26 protein-coding genes are annotated in these 18,724 nt (G+C 40.3%); 25 read left to right on the forward strand and 1 reads right to left on the reverse strand.

Going from position 1 to position 18,724, the window contains the following annotated elements; all coding sequences use genetic code 11:
• Positions 1-101: 101 nt before the first annotated feature.
• Positions 102-668, reverse strand: coding sequence for a TraR/DksA C4-type zinc finger protein (locus tag ACE3K2_RS07790; protein ID WP_421888692.1), 567 nt, complete (start codon positions 666-668; stop codon positions 102-104).
• 199 nt (positions 669-867) lie between these two features.
• Here ACE3K2_RS07790 and ACE3K2_RS07795 point away from each other — a divergent pair, with 199 nt between their 5' ends.
• From ACE3K2_RS07795 to ACE3K2_RS07915, 25 genes are all read left to right on the forward strand, one after another.
• A complete protein-coding gene (locus tag ACE3K2_RS07795; protein WP_017689054.1) occupies positions 868-1,245 on the forward strand; it encodes a DivIVA domain-containing protein in 378 nt (125 codons plus the stop codon).
• A gap of 42 nt (positions 1,246-1,287) precedes the next feature.
• Complete coding sequence (locus ACE3K2_RS07800; protein ID WP_421888694.1) at positions 1,288-1,722, forward strand: Rrf2 family transcriptional regulator; 435 nt, start codon at positions 1,288-1,290, stop codon at positions 1,720-1,722.
• A 218-nt stretch (positions 1,723-1,940) separates the two neighbouring features.
• Positions 1,941-2,441: a metallophosphoesterase family protein gene (locus tag ACE3K2_RS07805; RefSeq protein ID WP_421888696.1), complete on the forward strand. Its 501-nt coding sequence runs from the start codon at positions 1,941-1,943 to the stop codon at positions 2,439-2,441.
• Between the two features lie 265 nt (positions 2,442-2,706).
• Positions 2,707-3,621 (forward strand): sugar phosphate isomerase/epimerase family protein, encoded by a 915-nt coding sequence (locus ACE3K2_RS07810; RefSeq protein WP_421891061.1) that lies wholly within the window; start codon positions 2,707-2,709, stop codon positions 3,619-3,621.
• The gene (locus tag ACE3K2_RS07815; RefSeq protein ID WP_421888698.1) at positions 3,618-4,790 is read left to right on the forward strand and encodes a Gfo/Idh/MocA family protein; all 1,173 of its coding nucleotides are present in this window, start codon (positions 3,618-3,620) and stop codon (positions 4,788-4,790) included. Before ACE3K2_RS07810 ends, ACE3K2_RS07815 begins: the two co-directional genes overlap by 4 nt.
• A 58-nt stretch (positions 4,791-4,848) precedes the next feature.
• Positions 4,849-5,946 (forward strand): Gfo/Idh/MocA family protein, encoded by a 1,098-nt coding sequence (locus ACE3K2_RS07820; RefSeq protein WP_421888700.1) that lies wholly within the window; start codon positions 4,849-4,851, stop codon positions 5,944-5,946.
• A 302-nt stretch (positions 5,947-6,248) separates the two neighbouring features.
• The gene (locus tag ACE3K2_RS07825) at positions 6,249-6,752 is read left to right on the forward strand and encodes a hypothetical protein (RefSeq protein WP_421888702.1); all 504 of its coding nucleotides are present in this window, start codon (positions 6,249-6,251) and stop codon (positions 6,750-6,752) included.
• Between the two features lie 178 nt (positions 6,753-6,930).
• Positions 6,931-7,299 (forward strand): hypothetical protein, encoded by a 369-nt coding sequence (locus ACE3K2_RS07830; protein WP_421888704.1) that lies wholly within the window; start codon positions 6,931-6,933, stop codon positions 7,297-7,299.
• Between the two features lie 173 nt (positions 7,300-7,472).
• Entirely contained in the window at positions 7,473-8,054 is a 582-nt protein-coding gene (locus ACE3K2_RS07835) for a histidine phosphatase family protein (protein WP_421888706.1), read from the forward strand.
• 212 nt (positions 8,055-8,266) lie between these two features.
• Positions 8,267-8,395 (forward strand): hypothetical protein, encoded by a 129-nt coding sequence (locus ACE3K2_RS07840; RefSeq protein ID WP_421888708.1) that lies wholly within the window; start codon positions 8,267-8,269, stop codon positions 8,393-8,395.
• A gap of 83 nt (positions 8,396-8,478) precedes the next feature.
• A complete protein-coding gene (locus ACE3K2_RS07845; RefSeq protein WP_421888710.1) occupies positions 8,479-8,919 on the forward strand; it encodes a hypothetical protein in 441 nt (146 codons plus the stop codon).
• 406 nt (positions 8,920-9,325) lie between these two features.
• On the forward strand, positions 9,326-9,775 hold the full coding sequence (locus ACE3K2_RS07850; RefSeq protein ID WP_421891064.1) for a hypothetical protein: 450 nt from the start codon (positions 9,326-9,328) through the stop codon (positions 9,773-9,775).
• 115 nt (positions 9,776-9,890) lie between these two features.
• Positions 9,891-10,286 (forward strand): contact-dependent growth inhibition system immunity protein, encoded by a 396-nt coding sequence (locus ACE3K2_RS07855; protein WP_421888712.1) that lies wholly within the window; start codon positions 9,891-9,893, stop codon positions 10,284-10,286.
• 275 nt (positions 10,287-10,561) lie between these two features.
• Positions 10,562-10,804 (forward strand): hypothetical protein, encoded by a 243-nt coding sequence (locus ACE3K2_RS07860; protein WP_421888714.1) that lies wholly within the window; start codon positions 10,562-10,564, stop codon positions 10,802-10,804.
• Positions 10,805-10,973: 169 nt separating this feature from the next.
• Positions 10,974-11,531 (forward strand): shikimate kinase, encoded by a 558-nt coding sequence (locus ACE3K2_RS07865; RefSeq protein WP_421888716.1) that lies wholly within the window; start codon positions 10,974-10,976, stop codon positions 11,529-11,531.
• Positions 11,532-11,737: 206 nt separating this feature from the next.
• Positions 11,738-12,529, forward strand: coding sequence for a GNAT family N-acetyltransferase (locus ACE3K2_RS07870; RefSeq protein WP_421888718.1), 792 nt, complete (start codon positions 11,738-11,740; stop codon positions 12,527-12,529).
• Positions 12,530-12,733: 204 nt separating this feature from the next.
• Positions 12,734-13,057: a DUF2834 domain-containing protein gene (locus ACE3K2_RS07875; protein ID WP_421888720.1), complete on the forward strand. Its 324-nt coding sequence runs from the start codon at positions 12,734-12,736 to the stop codon at positions 13,055-13,057.
• Between the two features lie 106 nt (positions 13,058-13,163).
• Positions 13,164-14,036: a GNAT family N-acetyltransferase gene (locus ACE3K2_RS07880; RefSeq protein ID WP_421888722.1), complete on the forward strand. Its 873-nt coding sequence runs from the start codon at positions 13,164-13,166 to the stop codon at positions 14,034-14,036.
• 210 nt (positions 14,037-14,246) lie between these two features.
• Positions 14,247-15,026 carry a Cof-type HAD-IIB family hydrolase gene (locus ACE3K2_RS07885; RefSeq protein ID WP_421888724.1) on the forward strand — a complete coding sequence of 260 codons (780 nt, stop codon included), beginning with the start codon at positions 14,247-14,249 and terminating at the stop codon, positions 15,024-15,026.
• A gap of 193 nt (positions 15,027-15,219) precedes the next feature.
• Positions 15,220-15,684: a hypothetical protein gene (locus ACE3K2_RS07890; RefSeq protein WP_421888726.1), complete on the forward strand. Its 465-nt coding sequence runs from the start codon at positions 15,220-15,222 to the stop codon at positions 15,682-15,684.
• 239 nt (positions 15,685-15,923) lie between these two features.
• On the forward strand, positions 15,924-16,556 hold the full coding sequence (locus ACE3K2_RS07895) for a pyridoxamine 5'-phosphate oxidase family protein (protein ID WP_421888728.1): 633 nt from the start codon (positions 15,924-15,926) through the stop codon (positions 16,554-16,556).
• Between the two features lie 70 nt (positions 16,557-16,626).
• Positions 16,627-16,800 carry a hypothetical protein gene (locus ACE3K2_RS07900; protein ID WP_421888730.1) on the forward strand — a complete coding sequence of 58 codons (174 nt, stop codon included), beginning with the start codon at positions 16,627-16,629 and terminating at the stop codon, positions 16,798-16,800.
• 138 nt (positions 16,801-16,938) lie between these two features.
• A complete protein-coding gene (locus tag ACE3K2_RS07905) occupies positions 16,939-17,370 on the forward strand; it encodes a hypothetical protein (RefSeq protein WP_421888732.1) in 432 nt (143 codons plus the stop codon).
• 38 nt (positions 17,371-17,408) lie between these two features.
• Complete coding sequence (locus ACE3K2_RS07910) at positions 17,409-18,035, forward strand: Type 1 glutamine amidotransferase-like domain-containing protein (RefSeq protein ID WP_421888734.1); 627 nt, start codon at positions 17,409-17,411, stop codon at positions 18,033-18,035.
• A 203-nt stretch (positions 18,036-18,238) separates the two neighbouring features.
• Positions 18,239-18,670 carry an NUDIX domain-containing protein gene (locus tag ACE3K2_RS07915; protein WP_421888736.1) on the forward strand — a complete coding sequence of 144 codons (432 nt, stop codon included), beginning with the start codon at positions 18,239-18,241 and terminating at the stop codon, positions 18,668-18,670.
• The last annotated feature ends 54 nt before the right edge of the window (positions 18,671-18,724 follow it).

Below are 18,724 nucleotides of genomic sequence, written 5' to 3' on the forward strand. Positions count from 1 at the left end.
GCCATTGGCGGCTTTTTGATGCGTGATGAGGATGGCTACGGGTGAGCAGCCTATTGAATTCAATTCAATTTTGACGCTTACCGTTTCAGTTCATAACGATGTTACATGTTCTCATCATAGTCCTTCACATCACGCTTGGCTGCCGTTGCAGGGGAGTTGGATGTGCCGTATTCTTCGACCGCTTCCCAGGCATCTGCATTGTCGAACTTGCCGGCGTTACGCTGTCTTCCTTCTCCAGCACCACTTGGAGGCATGGTCATTACTTCTTCTTCAACGGGCCGATCGTTGCTGATATCCCGATTAGGCGTGTCATCAATACAGTAAGCGGTATAGGGGATAGCTTCGAGTCGTTCAAAGGGAATATCTTCTCCGCACGTTACACAGGTTCCGTATGTACCTTGTTCCATACGTTCCAATGCGTCGTTCACTTGATTGAATTCGTCTGTTAATGTATCGTCGATCGCCAGATCACGGCTGCGTTCAAATGTTTCCGTACCGGCATCTGCCGGATGATTATCATAGGAGGACAGCTCACCTGTTGAATCTTTCAGCGATTCGACTGGAGCACCGTCTTCCATGCTGGATTCAAAATGGCGCTGCAAGTTTTCGCGTTGCTCTAAAAGGGCGTTTTTTAAATCTTGACGTTGATCTTGGGTTAATGTACTCATAAGAACATGCTCCTTTCCCGTTGTGGGGTGTAGAGAGTCTTTACCCGAATTGCATGAAAAGCAATCATTTTCGTGATTAATAGGGGCGTATCATTTTATATCTGACGGATTATGTGTTATAAAAAATAGAGAGAGAAAATGCCGTATGTTCTGTATAGGAAATAGAACCACGGCTTGGCTTATAATGGAGGTTGTCAATATGGATGAACATATGAAACGAAGATTGGATAAACAAAGACAATTGTTTAAACAATTGGGTGTACAGCTAGATGCGTTATCGATACATGAAAAACAATTTAATTATAAACTTCGTGGTTATGATCCGGATGAGGTAGATGCTTATCTTGATCTGGTCATCAAAGATTACGAACGTTTCTATGCCAATATTGCAGATCTGATGGACAAATGGCAAGAGCAGCAGTTAACAATCCGCGATCTCAAGTCGTCCGCGAAACCGGTGGAAGATCCGACCAAGATTGATCGCAAACAGCTGGATGATATTGTGAAACAACTGGAATACAGTGTGCGGCAGCTCAAGATCAGAGCACGTCCGGAAAAGGATCTGTTCTCTGAATAACGTCAGCATGTCCTGAATTATATTAAATAAAGGTGGTTAATCATGAGTACTCATTTTTCGGTCAGTGTGCATTGTTTGTTGTTACTGTCACTCAGCGCGCCTGAACGAATCACGTCTGCACACATTGCAGGTAGCGTGAATACCAACCCTGTCGTCGTCAGACGTATTCTGGGCGGGCTGAAAAAGGCGGGATTAGTGAACTCTTCTCCTGGAACAAGAGGTTTCTATCTGGCAAAGCCGGCAAGTGAAATTACGTTGGCCATGATCTATCAGGCTGCCAAGGACGAAGGTCCGTTGTTCCCAATTCACGGAAATTGCAACCCGGATTGTGAAGTGGGCTTGCATATTGACAGCCTGCTGACCAATCTGTATCAGATTGCCGAGGAGAAGGTAGAGCAGTTCTTTGCATCCATTACACTTGAAGATATGGAACGTTCCAGTTCACAGATGCAAGCTGTTTCATCGCAGACAGAATAGATTGTAATAAGGACTTAAAGTACAAATTCAAAAAGGGTGGTGTTCAGTACCGAGAAGATGGGATGAAGCTAGAAATAGAGTAGCGGAGCGTAGGAAACTATGTGAGGAACGGACATTTCGGCTGAATTCCATATTCGATGCTGATGATGCACTAGGCATCTTTCGTAATCAAAAGCGGACTTTTTGAACAACCTCTTAAAGGAAAGGTGGGTTGTGATATGAAAAAAATTGTAGTCATTTCCGATACGCATTGTTCACGTAAATCACAGAAGTTACCTGCCAGGCTCGTTGATGTACTTGCGAGTGCCGATCTCATTCTTCACGCCGGTGACTGGTCGGATTGGAGCGTATACCCATTGCTTAGTGAGTATGCACCTGTTGAAGGGGTAGCTGGTAATACGGACCCGTCCGAAATTGCTGAAAAACTGGGATATTCCCGCATTGTTGAAGTCGAAGGACTGCGTCTGGGTCTTGTGCATGGTCATCTCGGGTCAAAGGGTACGGAGCAGAATGCCATTCACACCTTTGCAGGCCAGCATGTGGATGCTGTGATCTACGGACACTCACACATCCCGGTGATGCATACCGTGGACAACACGCTGGTATTTAATCCGGGGTCACCTACGGATAAACGTTTTCAGAAGCAATACTCATTTGGAATCATGACAATAGATCAGGGTAAAATACAGGCTGAACACGTGTTCTTTGATCGGGAATAGAGAGAGAGAGAGGATTTAATCCTTATATATAAAATAAATGATTGTACAAGGCATCTTTGAACAGAATTGAACTCTGTTCCAAGGATGCCTTTTTTGATATGAGATCATAAACTGATCTTGAGAAGTTATCTCTGAATGGGGAATGTGCGCTGTTCGTTATCTGTCATTCATCTGTTGCCGTTTTCCCCTATGGGGACGTTCAGTGGAGTGATACAATGCCTTTACGACATAAAATGAATACGTTTACATAAGGAGATGGATCATGATGAAACTGTCTGTATTCACCGTGGCTACCCCTGACCTGAATGCAGAAGAATTGGCATCGGCTGCGGCAGCAGCGGGGATTGATGGAATAGAGTGGCGTTTCCGCGGAATACCTGAGGATGCGATATCCGAGGAGCCTTCTTACTGGAGAAATAATCGATGCTCGGTAGATCCAAGCCGCTGGCAGGAACAGGTTCCTGTTTTTCGTGAAGCGGCGGTAGGGCAAGGCAGGAAATCCATTGCACTTGTACCTTATCTGAACTGTGGAGATTTGTCTGCCACCGAGCAGGCGTTTCAGGCTGCGGCTGGATTAGGAGCATCTATGATGCGTGTGGGTGTTCCAGGATATGATCGCAAAACCAGTTACCCTGAGTTGTATCGTAAAGCCGTTGATTACCTGAGTGAAGTGCAAGATCTGGCCAAACAGTACAACATCAAGGCGATTGTCGAGACGCATCATCAGACGATTGCACCGACGGCATCACTGGCCTATCGGCTTGTGCAGTCGTTTGACCCGCAGCATGTAGGTGTTTTGTACGATCCAGGCAATATGGTGCATGAAGGATATGAGAATCATCGGATGGGACTTGAGTTGTTAGGCCCTTACCTGGCTCATGTGCATGTGAAGAATGCCGGGTGGTTCGAATCCGAAGGGAAAGATTCGCAAAAGGCTGATGTGACTGAGAAGAGCGGCGGAGTGGCGCTGAATACAGCATGGAACTGTCACTGGACGCCGCTGACTGAAGGCATGGTCGATTGGGTGCAGATGGTCAGGGATCTTCGTGCCGTCGGGTATGACGGATATTACGGCATTGAGGACTTTAGTGGTGCCTTGGATTCCAAGGCGATGTTACAGCATTTTGCAGACGTATTCGCCGAAATTGAGCGTCGTGTGGACGAGGAGGAGCAGTCATGAGTATCGTACGAGTAGCGGTTATTGGTATAGGTAACATGGGGGCAGCACATGCCAGAACGTTGGTGGCTGGAGAAGTACCTGGTGCAGAACTGGTCGCGGTATGTGATGTAAGAAAAGAGATGGAGAGCTGGGTATCGAGTCATCTGCCGGCTACGGTCACCTATTGGCAGGATGCAGAACAGATGATGGCTTCGGGTACGATTGACGCAGTCATTGTTGCAACGCCACACTACGATCATCCCGAACAGGCCATCCAGGCTTTCCAGCATGGCTTGCATGTCATGATCGAGAAGCCGGCCGGTGTGTATACGAAACAGGTACGCAAGATGAATGAAGCAGCCGCAGCCAGTGGTAAAGTTTTTTCCATGATGTATAACCAGCGGACCAACCCGCTCTACATTAAACTAAGAGACTTGATTGCGTCGGGGGAACTTGGTGAGGTACGTCGTACCAACTGGATTATTACGAACTGGTACCGATCCCAGAGTTACTATGATTCAGGCGGTTGGCGGGCAACTTGGGCAGGTGAAGGCGGCGGTGTGCTGATTAATCAGGACCCGCATCAACTGGATCTGTGGCAATGGACCATCGGCATGATGCCGGTGCGAATGCGTGCTTTCTGTTCGTTTGGCAAATATCGGAATATTGAAGTGGAAGATGACGTAACCGCTTATGTGGAGTACGAAAATGGCGCAACGGGGGTCTTTGTAACGACTACGGGCGAAGCACCAGGTACGAACCGATTCGAGGTCAACGGAGACCGGGGTAAAATCGTGATCGAAGATGGAAAGCTGACGTTCTGGCGACTTCGCGAATCAGAGCCTGAATTCAATCAGCGTTTTACCGGAGGTTTTGGACAGCCAGAATGCTGGAAGTGTGAAATCCCGATTACGGGTGTGGAAACGGGTCATCCAGGTCTGATTCGCAACTGGGTAGATGCGATTCGTACAGGCGTACCCCTTATTGCTCCCGGTGAGGATGGTATACACGGATTAACATTGTCGAATGCGATGCTGTTGTCTACCTGGACGGATAACTGGGTGGATCTGCCAATCGATGAGGATCTGTTCTACGAGCATCTGCAGGAACGCATTGCTGGTTCAACGACGAAGAAAGACAAGGCATTGAGTGGCAGTCAACCTGCTGATCTGAGTCAGACGTTTAAATGAAGATGTCATATAAGACGAATTCATTGTAAACAAAATTTTATAATAGGGATGGGATGACATGGCTAAAGACGGAATGTTTTATGCACCAAAAAGTGTCACAAAAGAGGTCGTATGTGGTCCGGGTGAGTTCACGATTGCTGCTGTAGCGCTGGATCATGGGCACATCTACGGCATGGTTGGCGGATTGTTGGAGGCTGGGGCTACCCTCAAATGGGTATATGATCCAGACCCGGCGAAGGTAGAAGCATTTCGGAAGCAGTATCCACAGGCTCAAGTCGCTGGATCGGAAGCCGAAGTGCTCGCCGATGATGAAGTGTTATTAGTGGCAAGTGCAGCAATCACTTCAGATCGTGCGCCGCTTGGCATGAGAGTTCTGGCCGCAGGCAAGGATTATTTTACAGACAAAGCCCCATTTACCACGTTGGAGCAGTTAAAGCTTGCACGAGAAGAAGTGAAACGAACGGGCAAGAAGTACATGGTGTATTACAGTGAACGACTGCATGTGGAAAGTGCGATCTATGCGGGGCAGCTCATCGAACAAGGGGCAATCGGTAAAGTAGTGCAAGTTATGGGTACAGGCCCGCATCGCCTGAATGCCGGAGGAAGACCCGACTGGTTCTTCAAGCATGAGCAGTATGGCGGCATTCTCTGTGATATCGGGAGTCACCAGATCGAACAATTTCTGACGTTTGCCTCATGTACGGACGCTGAGGTAGGGTTTAGTCGCGTGCATAACTTCAATCACCCACAGTTCCCGGAATTGGAAGACTTCGGTGAAGCTTCGCTGATTGGTGACAACGGAGCATCCGGTTACTTCCGAGTGGACTGGTTCACACCGGATGGTCTGGGCACATGGGGCGATGGGCGTACAGTTATTCTGGGAACGGATGGTTATATCGAGTTGCGGAAGTATATCGATGTAGCGAGAGAGCCGGAAGGTGATCAAGTCTATCTGGTAAACCATGAAGGCGAGTTTAGATACAGTGTGAAGGGCAAAGTCGGTTACCCGTTCTTCGGTCAGCTCATTCGTGATTGTCTGGATCGCACCGAGACAGCCATGACACAGGAACATGCATTCAAAGCGGCAGAACTCTGTCTGATTGCACAGCATAAAGCGATGAGCGAGCGTGTGGTCTGGAGTAGCGGAGCGAAGTAAATGTTAGGTGAAGGAGCGCAAGGGGAGAAAAGTTTGATCACTGAAGGTTATCGGCAATTCTTCTATTGTTGAGTGAGGAAAGAGCAGCCCAGGTGTGAACTGCATCCTACGTGTTAGTTAAGGCTAACATATGGGGCAGTTTACTCGGGCTGCTTTTCTGTTTTCGTGACTTCGCAGATGGATTATTATGGGGTATATTATATGTAGTTCGGATATTCGTTAAAAAGAAAGGTGTTTACGAAGTTCGTATATATGATGTTATGTGCAATCAGCTTAAATAAGAGAAAGAAAGAAGGAGATAGATGATTCAGAGTAGATATTTATTTGTATCGCGTGAAAGCAAAGTCGTGAAGATCGCTCGTCCTATAGATCATAAATATAAATCTGTTCCTCAGTTAGCAGGTGAGGACGTACTTGAAGTAATCTTGTATTACAGAAATAAAGATAGAAAGCCACATGAGCTGCTGATGGTGGAATTTGATAGATTCCGTTTGGATTCTCAGGGGAATTATGTACAGACAGAAGAGGATAGAAAAAGAGCTTTACATAATTTTCATTCTTTTGGAATGGCCAATTTGCTTGAAGGATTAGAAGATGAAAAGGAAGACAAGCCACTACCTATACCTGTTGCTCCAATAATTCCAACAGCTGCAGAGAAAAGATCATTATACGATTATATAAATGAGAAACTACCGAATTTTTCAGACGATGCTCCCTATGTAATAGAAAATAAAATCAAAGCTGCTAAAGAGAAATATGAAGAGTTCAAAAGCATGGCAAGGAAATCAAGAAATCCTTCTAAGTAGTTCGAAGAAGAAGCCGACAACACATAACATAATATTCAAGTAGCGGCTCCTTTCGGAGCCTTGGTCTGCGGGAGGGATTTCAAAGGGGAATTTCAGCAGACAACCCCTGTGGGGTTCATGAATACAGGAACGTTATAGGAAATCTGCCAAAGTCCAAACAAACATTTAGGAGAATTAAATGGAGCGTAAATACGAGGAAATCAGAGAGTACAACGAAGAGGAGATTAAAGAAATACTAGAACGACAGGTGTTGGAAGAGCTGATTTTGGTATCGCTATCGGTGGGAATGTATCATCCCAATTGGAGGGCTGCTCAGAATCTGTGTTTGAAATTAGCCGAACATTCTCATCCTCATGTTAGAGCAAATGCAATACTGGGATTAGCTCATGTTGCACGAACCAAAGGAGAGCTTAATAAAAGAATAGTAAAGCCAGTGATATTACAAGAATTGAAGAATAACGAAGAACATAGAGGGACAATTATAGATGCAATAAGTGACATAAACCATTTTTTAGAATGGAACTTGGCTGGAAAGCATGATTTGTAGGAGATTCATAGAAGTGGCTGACATCCTATAACATAATATTCACGCTGCGGGCATACGTCCTTGATTCGGCGTTCGCCGGACATCCAGCATACGCTGGGGCGTGAATACAGGAACTTTAGGTGAAAGATCGGCAGTATCTTAAAAACATAAAATGAAATGAAAGAGGAACAAGTATGACATTGATAGGACTTATAAGACATGGACTAACAGATTGGAATTATGAATACAGGGCACAGGGACAAGTCGATATACCTTTGAATGATGAGGGACGAAGACAAGCTGAACTACTTTCTAAGAGAATGGAGAACGAGGAGTGGGATTATATTTATTCAAGTGACTTATCAAGAGCACTCGAAACAGCAGAAATGATAGGAAGGATTAAGAATGTTGAAGTGATAACTGATCCACGATTAAGAGAAATGAACTGCGGTCTTATTGAGGGAACAACTGAACAAGATAGAGTTAGTAAGTGGGGATACGGATGGTCCAAACTAGATCTTGGTATAGAATCAAATGCTGAGATAATCACAAGAGGAATGGAATGCCTAATGGACATTTCTGAAAGACACCCCGACAAAAAAATATTGATAATAAGTCATGGAGCACTAATTGGACTGACTTTAAAGAAACTAATTCCGCACATTGATACAGAAGAACAACTCCATAATACATCGGTAACAATTTTAAATAAAGACCCATTCAGATGGGATTGTCAATTATATAATTGTATTTCTCACTTAAACGTTGAATATTAGGAATAGCAAAATCGAAGAAGGCCAATTAATTATCTAACATTGTATTCACGCAGCGGGGCTATCGCCCCTTGGTTGACAGATGTATAATTATGGAGGAAACACAGTCAACAAACGCCCAAGCCTAAGGTAAGAGTTATCTAAGGATTGGGCTTTCGTGAATATCAGAACGTTAGGTGGCATAGCGGAAACCATCTCTTTAAGAGGGTGAAGCCATGCAACCGGTCAATCGAACCCAGACGCAGACCATTGAAGTGCTTGAGAACGAATATTGGGACGAACTGAATTATGCATCCTCATCAGTGACCCAAGTACATCAATTAAGGAAAAAACTTTCTCCTTAGTCATCAAGAGGGATACCAGAGAAGCGGATTCATAATAAAGTGTAAACCAAAGAATATTTCTATTATGGAAAAGAGAGGATCAAATGAATTATCATTTTGGTTTTTCATGGAAGGGTCTGATCATCTTTTTATTGCCCATGATACCCAATATATTTTATTTTTTAATTCCGGCGTTAGATATATTAGGAAACCATGCAAACAGCCATTTGATTTTGGATGTTTTGGAGCACGGAAGTCAGGCGATATTTTTCTTTCTTCTAATATTTGTTGTTAGAAAACAAGCATCTGAAATGCGATGTCCGTATATAATTGGTATGGCAATAATGTTGATTTTTTATTATGGGCTATGGATATTTTATTTTACAGGCAACGCAAACTCGATTATTTTTTTGGGGATGTCCGTTCTCCCAGTCGTATATTTTATATTAGCTGAGATTTGGATTCAAAATTTTCTGGCTATTGTACCAACAGTACTTTTTGGTATGGTGCATGTCATTAATACATATTTGTCTATTGCGAATTAAAGGGAGGACAACAATCTTCTTAAATTATGATTATGCGTTCAGCATGTATTCTATATTAAGGATTAAGTCCCGAATGGTGAGGCGTAAACGGATTTGATAGGAGCAAAAGAGAGAACCAAAAGTTAAAACACGTAAAGACATATAAAGACATAAAACACACAAGACATATAAGTATATGGAATCGAAGAAGAAGAGGCAGCGTATAACAATGCATTTTTGCTTCGTCGCTGACGCTCGTCCGTCTTCAAGAGGGATTTCGGAGTGGAATCAGGCGACACATCTGTACTAACTAACCTCATCACAGCCGTCCCTTGGCGGGGACTTAAGTCGGTGGGACGTCGTGGATACAGGAACGTTAGGTGAAACTGATGCATATGCGATAAAGATAATAAAGGAAGTGAGTCATTTGGAGTATTCTGAGTTGTTCAATGTAAAGAATATTTATCTCGATCAAATATATGAACCTGAGGAGAACACCCTTAGATTACTCTTAAGTCGAAGTAAAACTAGTGAAACTCCTGAAACGATAACAATTGAAAAAATTGAAATTAAAGATACGTATTCGATTGATGTAGATGAAACATTACCCCTATTACAAATTGATTTTGAATTTTACATTGGATATTCAATTCGAAATGAAAGTTACACTTCATGGGATGATTATGAAGAATTTGAGGGTAAGATCTTTAGGATTTACAGTAAATCTAGATACTTAGACTTTATTAAAGTAGGAACATTTGCTTCTGAGGATTACCCAGGTCCCTTTAAGCATTATGGCATCGCATGTCTTAACCATATCGTGGATGTTGTATCCGTTTCTGAACCAATTATTAAGGAAGTTCAACGAACTAAATAAAATTAATGAACATATCTCAAGAAGGCATGGGCCTCAGATAATATTATATTCACGCTCCTGGCCATGTGACCCTCGGTCCACAAGGAGAATTCAAAGAAGAGGAGAGGGTGAAACCATGCTTCAAATAGATCAAGCCAAAAACCTTGAAGAGCTTGAAGGGGAATATTGGAGTGAACCGAATTTTGTTTCTTCATTAGTGATTCAAGTGCATAAATTAAGAAAGAAACCTCTTCGTGATTTGAATGATGAAGATTTAAGACTGTTGATTGGGCAACGAATGAGTCTAACTTTTCTTTTACCTCTAGCCTTGGAGAGATTAATACAGAACCCATTAAGATCAGGGGACTTGTATACAGGCGATTTATTTTGTTCAGTACTCAAGGTAGGGAAAGAATATTGGAAAGAGCATAAGGAATTAAAGAACGAAGTGGATGAAGTAATTAGAGCATATGAAGAAGCAAGAGAGACATTAGAAGAGCACATAAGTGAGTACAGAAGCGATCATTTATAAGTAAATTCAAGAAACACGGTACCCCATATAACATAATATTCAAGCAGCGGCTCCGCTGGAGCCTTGGTCTGCGGGAAGAATTCAGAGAGGCAATTCAGCAAAACTCCTGTGGGGTTCATTGAATACATAAACGTTATTTAACACAACAAAAGGAAACATAAAGGAGAAATCATTATAAATTTCAGAGTAGAGATTACTGATAAAGAAGAGATTTAAGCCTTTTACTCCATACTGATCTTGGGCTGTATAACCGCTATAAGAGAAGAGCTTCTAACTTGGGACCAGTGGAAGAGCGGTTATTCAGTCCAAACACGTTAACAAAAATAGAAAAACTAAATAATCATTCAACCCTTATAAATATCACAAATCAAGGAATGATGGAACTTAGTTTGCTTCAACGATTAAATGCATTAGGGTATGAAAAATCGATGGATGAAATAGAGAATCTTTTGAAGACATTTATAAAAGAACAAAAAATAAGTGAAGGAGAATGGAGGAACTGGATTAAATTGGACTGAGAAAAGCTGAATGTTATTCTAGCAGAATGGTACGTCACATAACAATATATTCACGCTGTGGTCATGCGCCCTTGATCCGGCAGTCGCCAGATACCCAGCATACGCTGGTTCGTGAATACATAATCGTTATAAGAATATGGCGCAAGATATTAAGAACGGGGGGATAGCTATGAAGTTCATACTGATCTTTGGCCCACAGGCCGTAGGGAAGATGACGGTTGGTCATGAATTAACGAAAATTACGGAATTGAAATTGTTTCACAATCACATGTCGATCGAGCTGTTTCATCCCTTTTTTGGTTTTGGTAGTGAAACTTGGAGGTTATCAAATATCGTAAGAAGAGAGCTTTTTGAATCGTTTGCAAGCAGCAACCAGTACGGACTTATTTTTACTTATGTTTGGGGCTTTGATCTTAAGGAGGACTGGGAATTCGTCAAGCAAACATGTAACATGTTTGAATCGAAAGGAGCAGAAATTTACTTTGTTGAATTAGAGACAAATTTAGAAGAAAGATTAAAGCGAAATACAACAGTGTTTAGACTTGAGCAAAAACCAACAAAAAGAAATATTGAACATTCTGAAATGGACTTAATCAAAACGATGGAAAATCATAGACTCAATTCTAAAGAGGGAGAAATTACTAGAGAGAACTATTTGAGAATCAATAATACAAATTTAAGTGCAGATGAAGTCGCAAGATTAATTAAAGATAAATTTAATTTATAGTTCTTGTGAGTAATTCAAGAAAGGAGCCAACATCTTATAACAATATATTCAAGCATCGGCTCCTTCGGTGCCTTGGTCCGGTATGGATTTCGAGGAGAAATTTCAGCAGACAACCCCTTCGGGGTTCATGAATGCAGGAACGTTAATTGAAATTACCCAGGAGTAATTCCATAAAGATATGCAAATTAAGGAAGGGAGAAAATTGAATGATAATGAATTTTGAACTAGCGGATAGGTTAGAAAAATCTGAAATTAATTATATGGTTGATCGAATGACTGCAATTAGAGAACGAGAAGGAAATCCTGAGGGAATTGAAATTAAACGATTCGCAGAGAGCACAGCGTTTTATAGTAAAACCATGCCCTGGGGTCTATTTAATAATGTTAAGGGCAGAATTTCTGAAGGAGTCATTGAAGATATCTTAGACTTTTATAATGAGCGGGAGCGGAAATTTGAGGTTCAAGTCATCCCCGGTAAGATAGATCAAAAAGTTATGAAAACGCTCCATAATAAAGGATTTTATCAAACAGGATTTCATACAACGCTTTTTTGTGAACCTGGGAATCTAAACTCACTAGATAATCAGAAGCTGGAAATTCGTGAACTACACGAATATGAGTTCGATACATATGCAGAAATTCATTGTTTAGGTACAGGATTATCTCTTGATGGGAAAGCACACGTAGCAGCAAATAACCGAGTATTGTTTTCCCGTCCGGGATGGCACTATTATCTGGGATTGGATCAGGGGAAGCCAGTTGCAGTAGCTGTGATGTATATAGAGGACAATGTTGCTTCATTAACATTTGCGACAACACTGCCGGAATATCGAAATAAAGGATTTCAAACAAATCTATTACTTAGACGAATTCATGATGCCTACAAAAATTGTAATCTCGTTGTTAGTCAGTGCTCATATGGCTCGCAAAGCCATCGGAATATGGAAAGAGTAGGTATGAGAATCGGATATACCCGAGCAACGTGGACTAGGGATTAATTTTGAGATGGAGATCAGGCCGACATCGCCTAACATGATATTCAAGCAGCGGTCCTTCAGCCCTGGTCTGCGGATGGATTTCGAAGAGGGATTTCAGAAGAAAACCTCTGTGGGTTCATGAACACGGAAACAACTGAAATACCAGTAAAGATCGTTAAAGACCATTGAAATCTATTATAACTAAAAATTGTTGAGGTGAGAGGCTTGAAATATTTCTATGGGTTCTTAACCATTCTGGGAATAATAATTCCTTACATGGAGTTTATTCCTTGGATTAGTGAGAACGGATTTAATCTGAAGATCCTATTATATGAAGCAACAGAGAATCGAATTAGTGCATTTGCTTGGTTGGATATAATAATCTCAGCAGTTGTTTTAATTGGGTTTATTTTATATGAAGGAAAGCGAACTGGCGTAAAGCATAAGTGGATACCGATCATTGGAACATTAACCGTTGGAGTTTCATTTGGATTGCCTTTATTCTTATTATTGCGTGAAATTAAAATGGAAAAAATGAAAGATAGTTAATCATTTTACGATTATAATTCACCTGTTTTCCAATAAGCAAATCGGAAGGAAGAATGGTTTTACGAGAAATCTGGGAAACCTTGAACAGATAATAGGAGGGATTTCGATGCAATTTAAATTGTATACGGATGTGCATGAGTTTTACAGAGACACTTATGAAGTGCTGATGCGTCATGAGGCACAAAATATGATTCCTCTTGGTAATATCATAATCGGACATGAAGGAAAAGACAAAACAGACTGGCGTGACCCTGTAAATTGGCTTATGGTAACTATTTCGGATGCTACAGGCATACAACTTACCGCATTAATGACACCTCCACACAATGTTACACTTTATGCAACAGACAACGTAATTAACCCAGAGGCTATAAGCTGTTTGATAGAAGGGCTAAAGGACCATGAAATTCCAGGTGTGACAACTGAAAAAAACTTGGCAGAGTATTTTGCCAAAGAATACACCTTGCGCAAGGGAATCGCTCTTGAAACAACCATGAGCCAACGTATATATGAACTTACAGCAGTAAACCCATACATCCAAAAAATTGGTAGAGTTCGATTGCTAAATGAGAGAGATATTCACTTTTTTCCATACTGGGCTGAAGCATTTTCTGCGGCGGCGAGTTATGGCAAAACAGAAATGTCTATCCCGCAAGATCCAGAGCCTTACCTCTACAGAATAGCATCGAAAAAACTCTATATTTTAGAGGACGACAACGGGATCCCCGTTTCTATGGCAGGATATACAAGGGAAATGGAGACGGCTATTGGTGTGGCATTCGTATATACACCTCCATATGAGCGTAAAAAGGGTTACGCTACTTCAATTGTGGCGCAAATAAGCCAACTTGCATTGGATAAAGGATTTACTAAATGCGTCTTATATACAGACTTAGCAAATTCCACTTCAAATAAGATCTATCAAAAGATAGGCTATAAACCAATTTGTGATTCACTTCAGCTCAAATTTGAATATTAGAACCTTGTGGTTCCTTGGTCTAGCCAAAACGAGAAATTGAAGAACAAGTATAAAGAAGAAAGATAATAAAACCTAATTGAAGGTGATAATTATGAAAGAATGGGACTACAGTAAGCCTTGGTTCCACGGTTCGCCAATGCTCTTAAATGAACTACTAGTCGGAAGCACAATAACTCAGGATCGAGAGTTAGCAAGAATGGAGTTGATTCATTGAAGTATTCAACTGTAGTTCTTGACTTGGACGGAACATTATTAGATTCAAAAAAAGAAGTTTCTAAGAGAAACATAGATGCGGTCTTATCTTGTTATCAGAAAGGAATGAGAATAATATTTGCAACTGCTCGACCGCCCAGGGCGGTTAATTGGTTGCTTCCACAAGGATTAGTAGATATCGGGGCTTTTGTATTTTATAACGGAGCTCAAGTGATATGTAAGGAAACCAAGATAGAAATTAATGAATCAATTCCTGCTAATGTAACTACAGAAATTCTTGATTACTGTTTGAAGTATGACCCTCAAATTGAACTGACTATGGAAGTTAAGGATGAGTGGTTTAGTTTAAGAGAGCTTGATTATATTAGCTCAATGAACACACAATCAAACCCCATGGTAAAACCTTTAGAAGAATTAAAACAATATGACGCTACGAAGATACTCCTTTCTGGCAATAATTACAGTTCGGGATTGATTGAAAAATTCCAGGGTAGAGTGAATATACTAATTACGGATAATAATAAACTAGTACAAATCATGCCTCTTCTGGCATCAAAGGAACTGGCAGTTACTAAACTCTGTGAATTATATAATGTAGAATTGAATTCTGTCATTGTGTTTGGTGACGATCATAATGATGTAGGCCTCTTTGAAAAGGCGGGATATTCTATTGCTATGGGGAATGCGATTAGGGAATTGAAGGAAATTGCTGATGAAATAACCGTTAATAATGATGAAAACGGTGTTGCTGTAATTTTAGAAAGATTTTGTAGGTAACTCAAGGTTAATTTAACAGTACATTCATAGAACGTCGCACTTACTTCTCGGTCCCAAGAGGGATATCGGAGAAAGTTGATTAAGGCGACATTCAATCAGCTAAGTCTACTGACCCGTTCCTACGGTAAGCTACTTGAAAGTCAGGAATACAACAATGTTAGATGAAATTACCAGAGTAAAGTGATGTGAACCCATGAAAAGGATTCGAATAGACAAATGGATAATTGAATATGATTTTAATAAAACCAAAGAGTTCTATAAATCTTATCATTTAATTACTGAGGGGTGCGATTGTTTAAATTGTAAGAACTTTGTTGAGGCAATTCCATTCCTACCGAAGGATGTTGTAACCTTTTTTGATAGTTTAGGAATAGATCCAAGAAAAGAAGGAGAAGTATCTGAGTACTGTGATAATTCAGATGGAACCCATTTATATGGTGGGTTCTTTCATATAGTTGGTAGATTGATTAGTGGACCTGATGTATGGAACGAAAATGATGAATCAGGAACAATAACTTCATTAGACAAAGATTTATATAAAATCGATAACTTCAGATTTGGATTTACGAATGAGATAAATTTAGTGTGTGATGGATTTCCAGAGCCAATATTACAAATTGAATTCGAAGGGATCGTTCCGTGGGTAATTTCGGAGTAGTCTGGTAACTTAATCTAACATTATATCCGCGCATCGTTGTCTGGCGGCTCCTCGGTCCGCCCGAAGGATATAAGCATCAGAGCTGAATTAGGCGGACACATCTGCACCGACTAACCGCATCGCGGCCGCTCCCGTTGGTCACTTAAGTCGGTGGGACGACATGAATACAGGAACGTTATCTGAAAACTGTTCAATAATTATTTAATATTATATAAAACAATAAGAACTGAGGATACCATATGAACAATCCCTTTAAAGAAATCTTGACTTCAGAAGATGAAATTAGAGATCTCCTAGGTTATCCAAGTGAACTTGTAAAGAAGAAAGTTATAAAGTATTTAGATATCCATTGTCGAAACTTCATTTCTTTGTCACCCTTATTATTTTTAGCTACATCGGATGAGCAAGGATTTTGCGATGTATCTCCACGAGGAGATGCACCTGGATCAGTGATAGTTATAGATGAGAAGCATTTAGTTATTCCAGAAAGACCAGGTAATCGTAGAATTGATTCACTAAGAAATATCTTATCGAACCCAAGAGTAGGTATTATATTTATCATCCCCGGACTAGAAGAAACGCTGAGGATTAATGGACAAGCTTTTGTGATTAAAGATGAAAAAATTCTAGATCTGATGAAAGCTAAAGGTAAAAAACCGACCTTAGGAATTGGAGTAAAAGTTGAAGAATGCTTTATTCATTGTGCAAAAGCATTTAAGCGGTCGGGGGTATGGGAAAGCAAGTCTTGGCCAGAAGGGGATACACTACCGTTAATTCCAACAATACTATCAGATCATGTAAATTCAACTGAATTTACAATAGAAGTAATCAGGAAAGGACTACAAGAAAGTTACGAGAAGAGATTGTATTAAAGAATATTTGTTTGTTTGTAGTTTCAAAGAAGGCACCTGCATGAGATCTAAGTGCCAATTGAGGATCAATGTGAATGTATTATCTAAAACAGCAATTTGTCTTGACGATGAATGGGAGTATCGTAGATTGTTAGATCTACTTTCAGAGGCAATTCCAAAATTACTAGATTGGGGAATTGAATTAGGAATTAACTCTAGAAATGAAGAGATTCAAGAGGCAGCAAATGACCATAAAGAAAAATAACAATTTTGTAGAGTACAATGAAATGAGAATGTAGATGTGGATCGAAGAAGTCGGTAGAGCTTATAACAACATATTCACTCATTGGGACATTCGGCCCTTGGTTCACTCGGAGGTATTTCAGAGAAGGGGGGTTCATCGGTGAAGTACGCACATTTAAAAAATCTGATTCATGCTGATTTAGTTGACTATAAAGAAGTAGAAGGAATGAAGCTAATTTTATGTTTTAGAATCCATAGAGAATCAAATGAACAAAATTATTCTGAATTAATTGATGGTGAAGGTGGGTCATTGATTAACCAGGACGATGAAAGATTTCCGCTAATTGAAATTGAATTTGATTCTTATATAGGATTTTCAATAACGAATGAAAGTTACACATTAAGAGATGAATATGAAGAGTTTGAAGGGGAGATATTCAGAACTTTCAAGAGATCCAGATATTTAGATTACATTAGATTAGCGACATTTGCATCAAATGAATACCCAGGTCCATATAAACATTATGGAGTTGCTGGATTAAATCATATTGTTGACATTATATCCTCTGATGTACCTTACATAAGAATATAATCAGTAGGATAAACTATTAGTTAAGGACGGGGATTTCAATGAGTAGCTTGTTACTAACCTCATGTGGTTTTTATACTGAAGATATTAAAAATCAATTTCTGGAGTTTATTGATGGTGATATCTCTCAATTAAAAGTCTCAATTATTACAACAGCATCCCCTTCAAAAGAAACGAATAGATATGCACAAAGAGCATTGCAAGAGTTTAAGGACATGGGATTTCGGCATATCAATTTTGTAGATATTGAATTTGATGATCCCCAAATCCTCTTACATAGAGATATTATATATATCAATGGTGGAAATCCATTTACATTATTGTATTACGCTAAGAAAAGTGGTGCTGATGAAATTATTAAAACACTGGCCGCACAAAATGTAATTATAGTTGGAGTAAGTGCAGGAACGTTATTACTGGGGCCGAATATTAACATTGTCGATTTTTTTACTCCTCAGATGAACACAATGAATTTAACGGATTTTAAGGCATTAGGCGTAACTGACAAGCTTATTTTTCCTCACTATGATCGAGAGGACATATTTAAAGATCGTACTAATAAAACAATTGAAGAGAGAATAGTAGAATTTGAATGCAATGAGAACTGTAAGGTGACAAGGCTTAAAGATGAAGAATATATCTCAATCATAATGAACCAAGCACATTGAATCGAAGAAGCCCCTGAAATCTTGCTTACACCGTATTCACGCTGGGACTACGCCCCTTGGTCTGCTCGAGGAAGTAGTATCCAGCAGACAACTCCTGTGAGGCTAACTCTTCGACCCAGTCGCTCCTTAAGTCTCTCGGGTTCGTGAATACAACAACGTTACACAACCCTTGCTAGAGTAAATAAAAAGGAAAGAGGTATAAAATGAAGCGATCCCATGATGCCTCGGGAATTATCATTATTGATGAGCATAATAGAGTGCTATTGGTTCATCAAACATATGGAAAGAAACAATGGTCTGTACCAGGCGGAGTAGTAGAAGAAGGTGAATCAGTGTGGGATGGTGCAAGAAGAGAACTGAAGGAAGAAGTCAATATTGAAGTCAATGAAATGGATTTATCAGGTATCTATTTTATGTCTCATCGGAATGGGTACATTTATACTTTTAAGTCAGATGGATATGTTGGTCGCATAGAAGTTGATAATAAAGAAATAGATGAATATGGATTTTTTGATATTGATAATTTACCAAGACCGATTTCAAATTTTACAGTAGAAAGATTGATAGATGCAGTAACGAACAATAAAACCGTATTTAAAGATCAACACATTGATAATTACAACGTAATAGAATGAATAAAGAACAATATGATAGTCACTCAAGAGGACAAGGGTAGGCGTATAACACCA

This window comes from Paenibacillus sp., from assembly GCF_048976745.1.
GTDB lineage: Bacteria > Bacillota > Bacilli > Paenibacillales > Paenibacillaceae > Paenibacillus.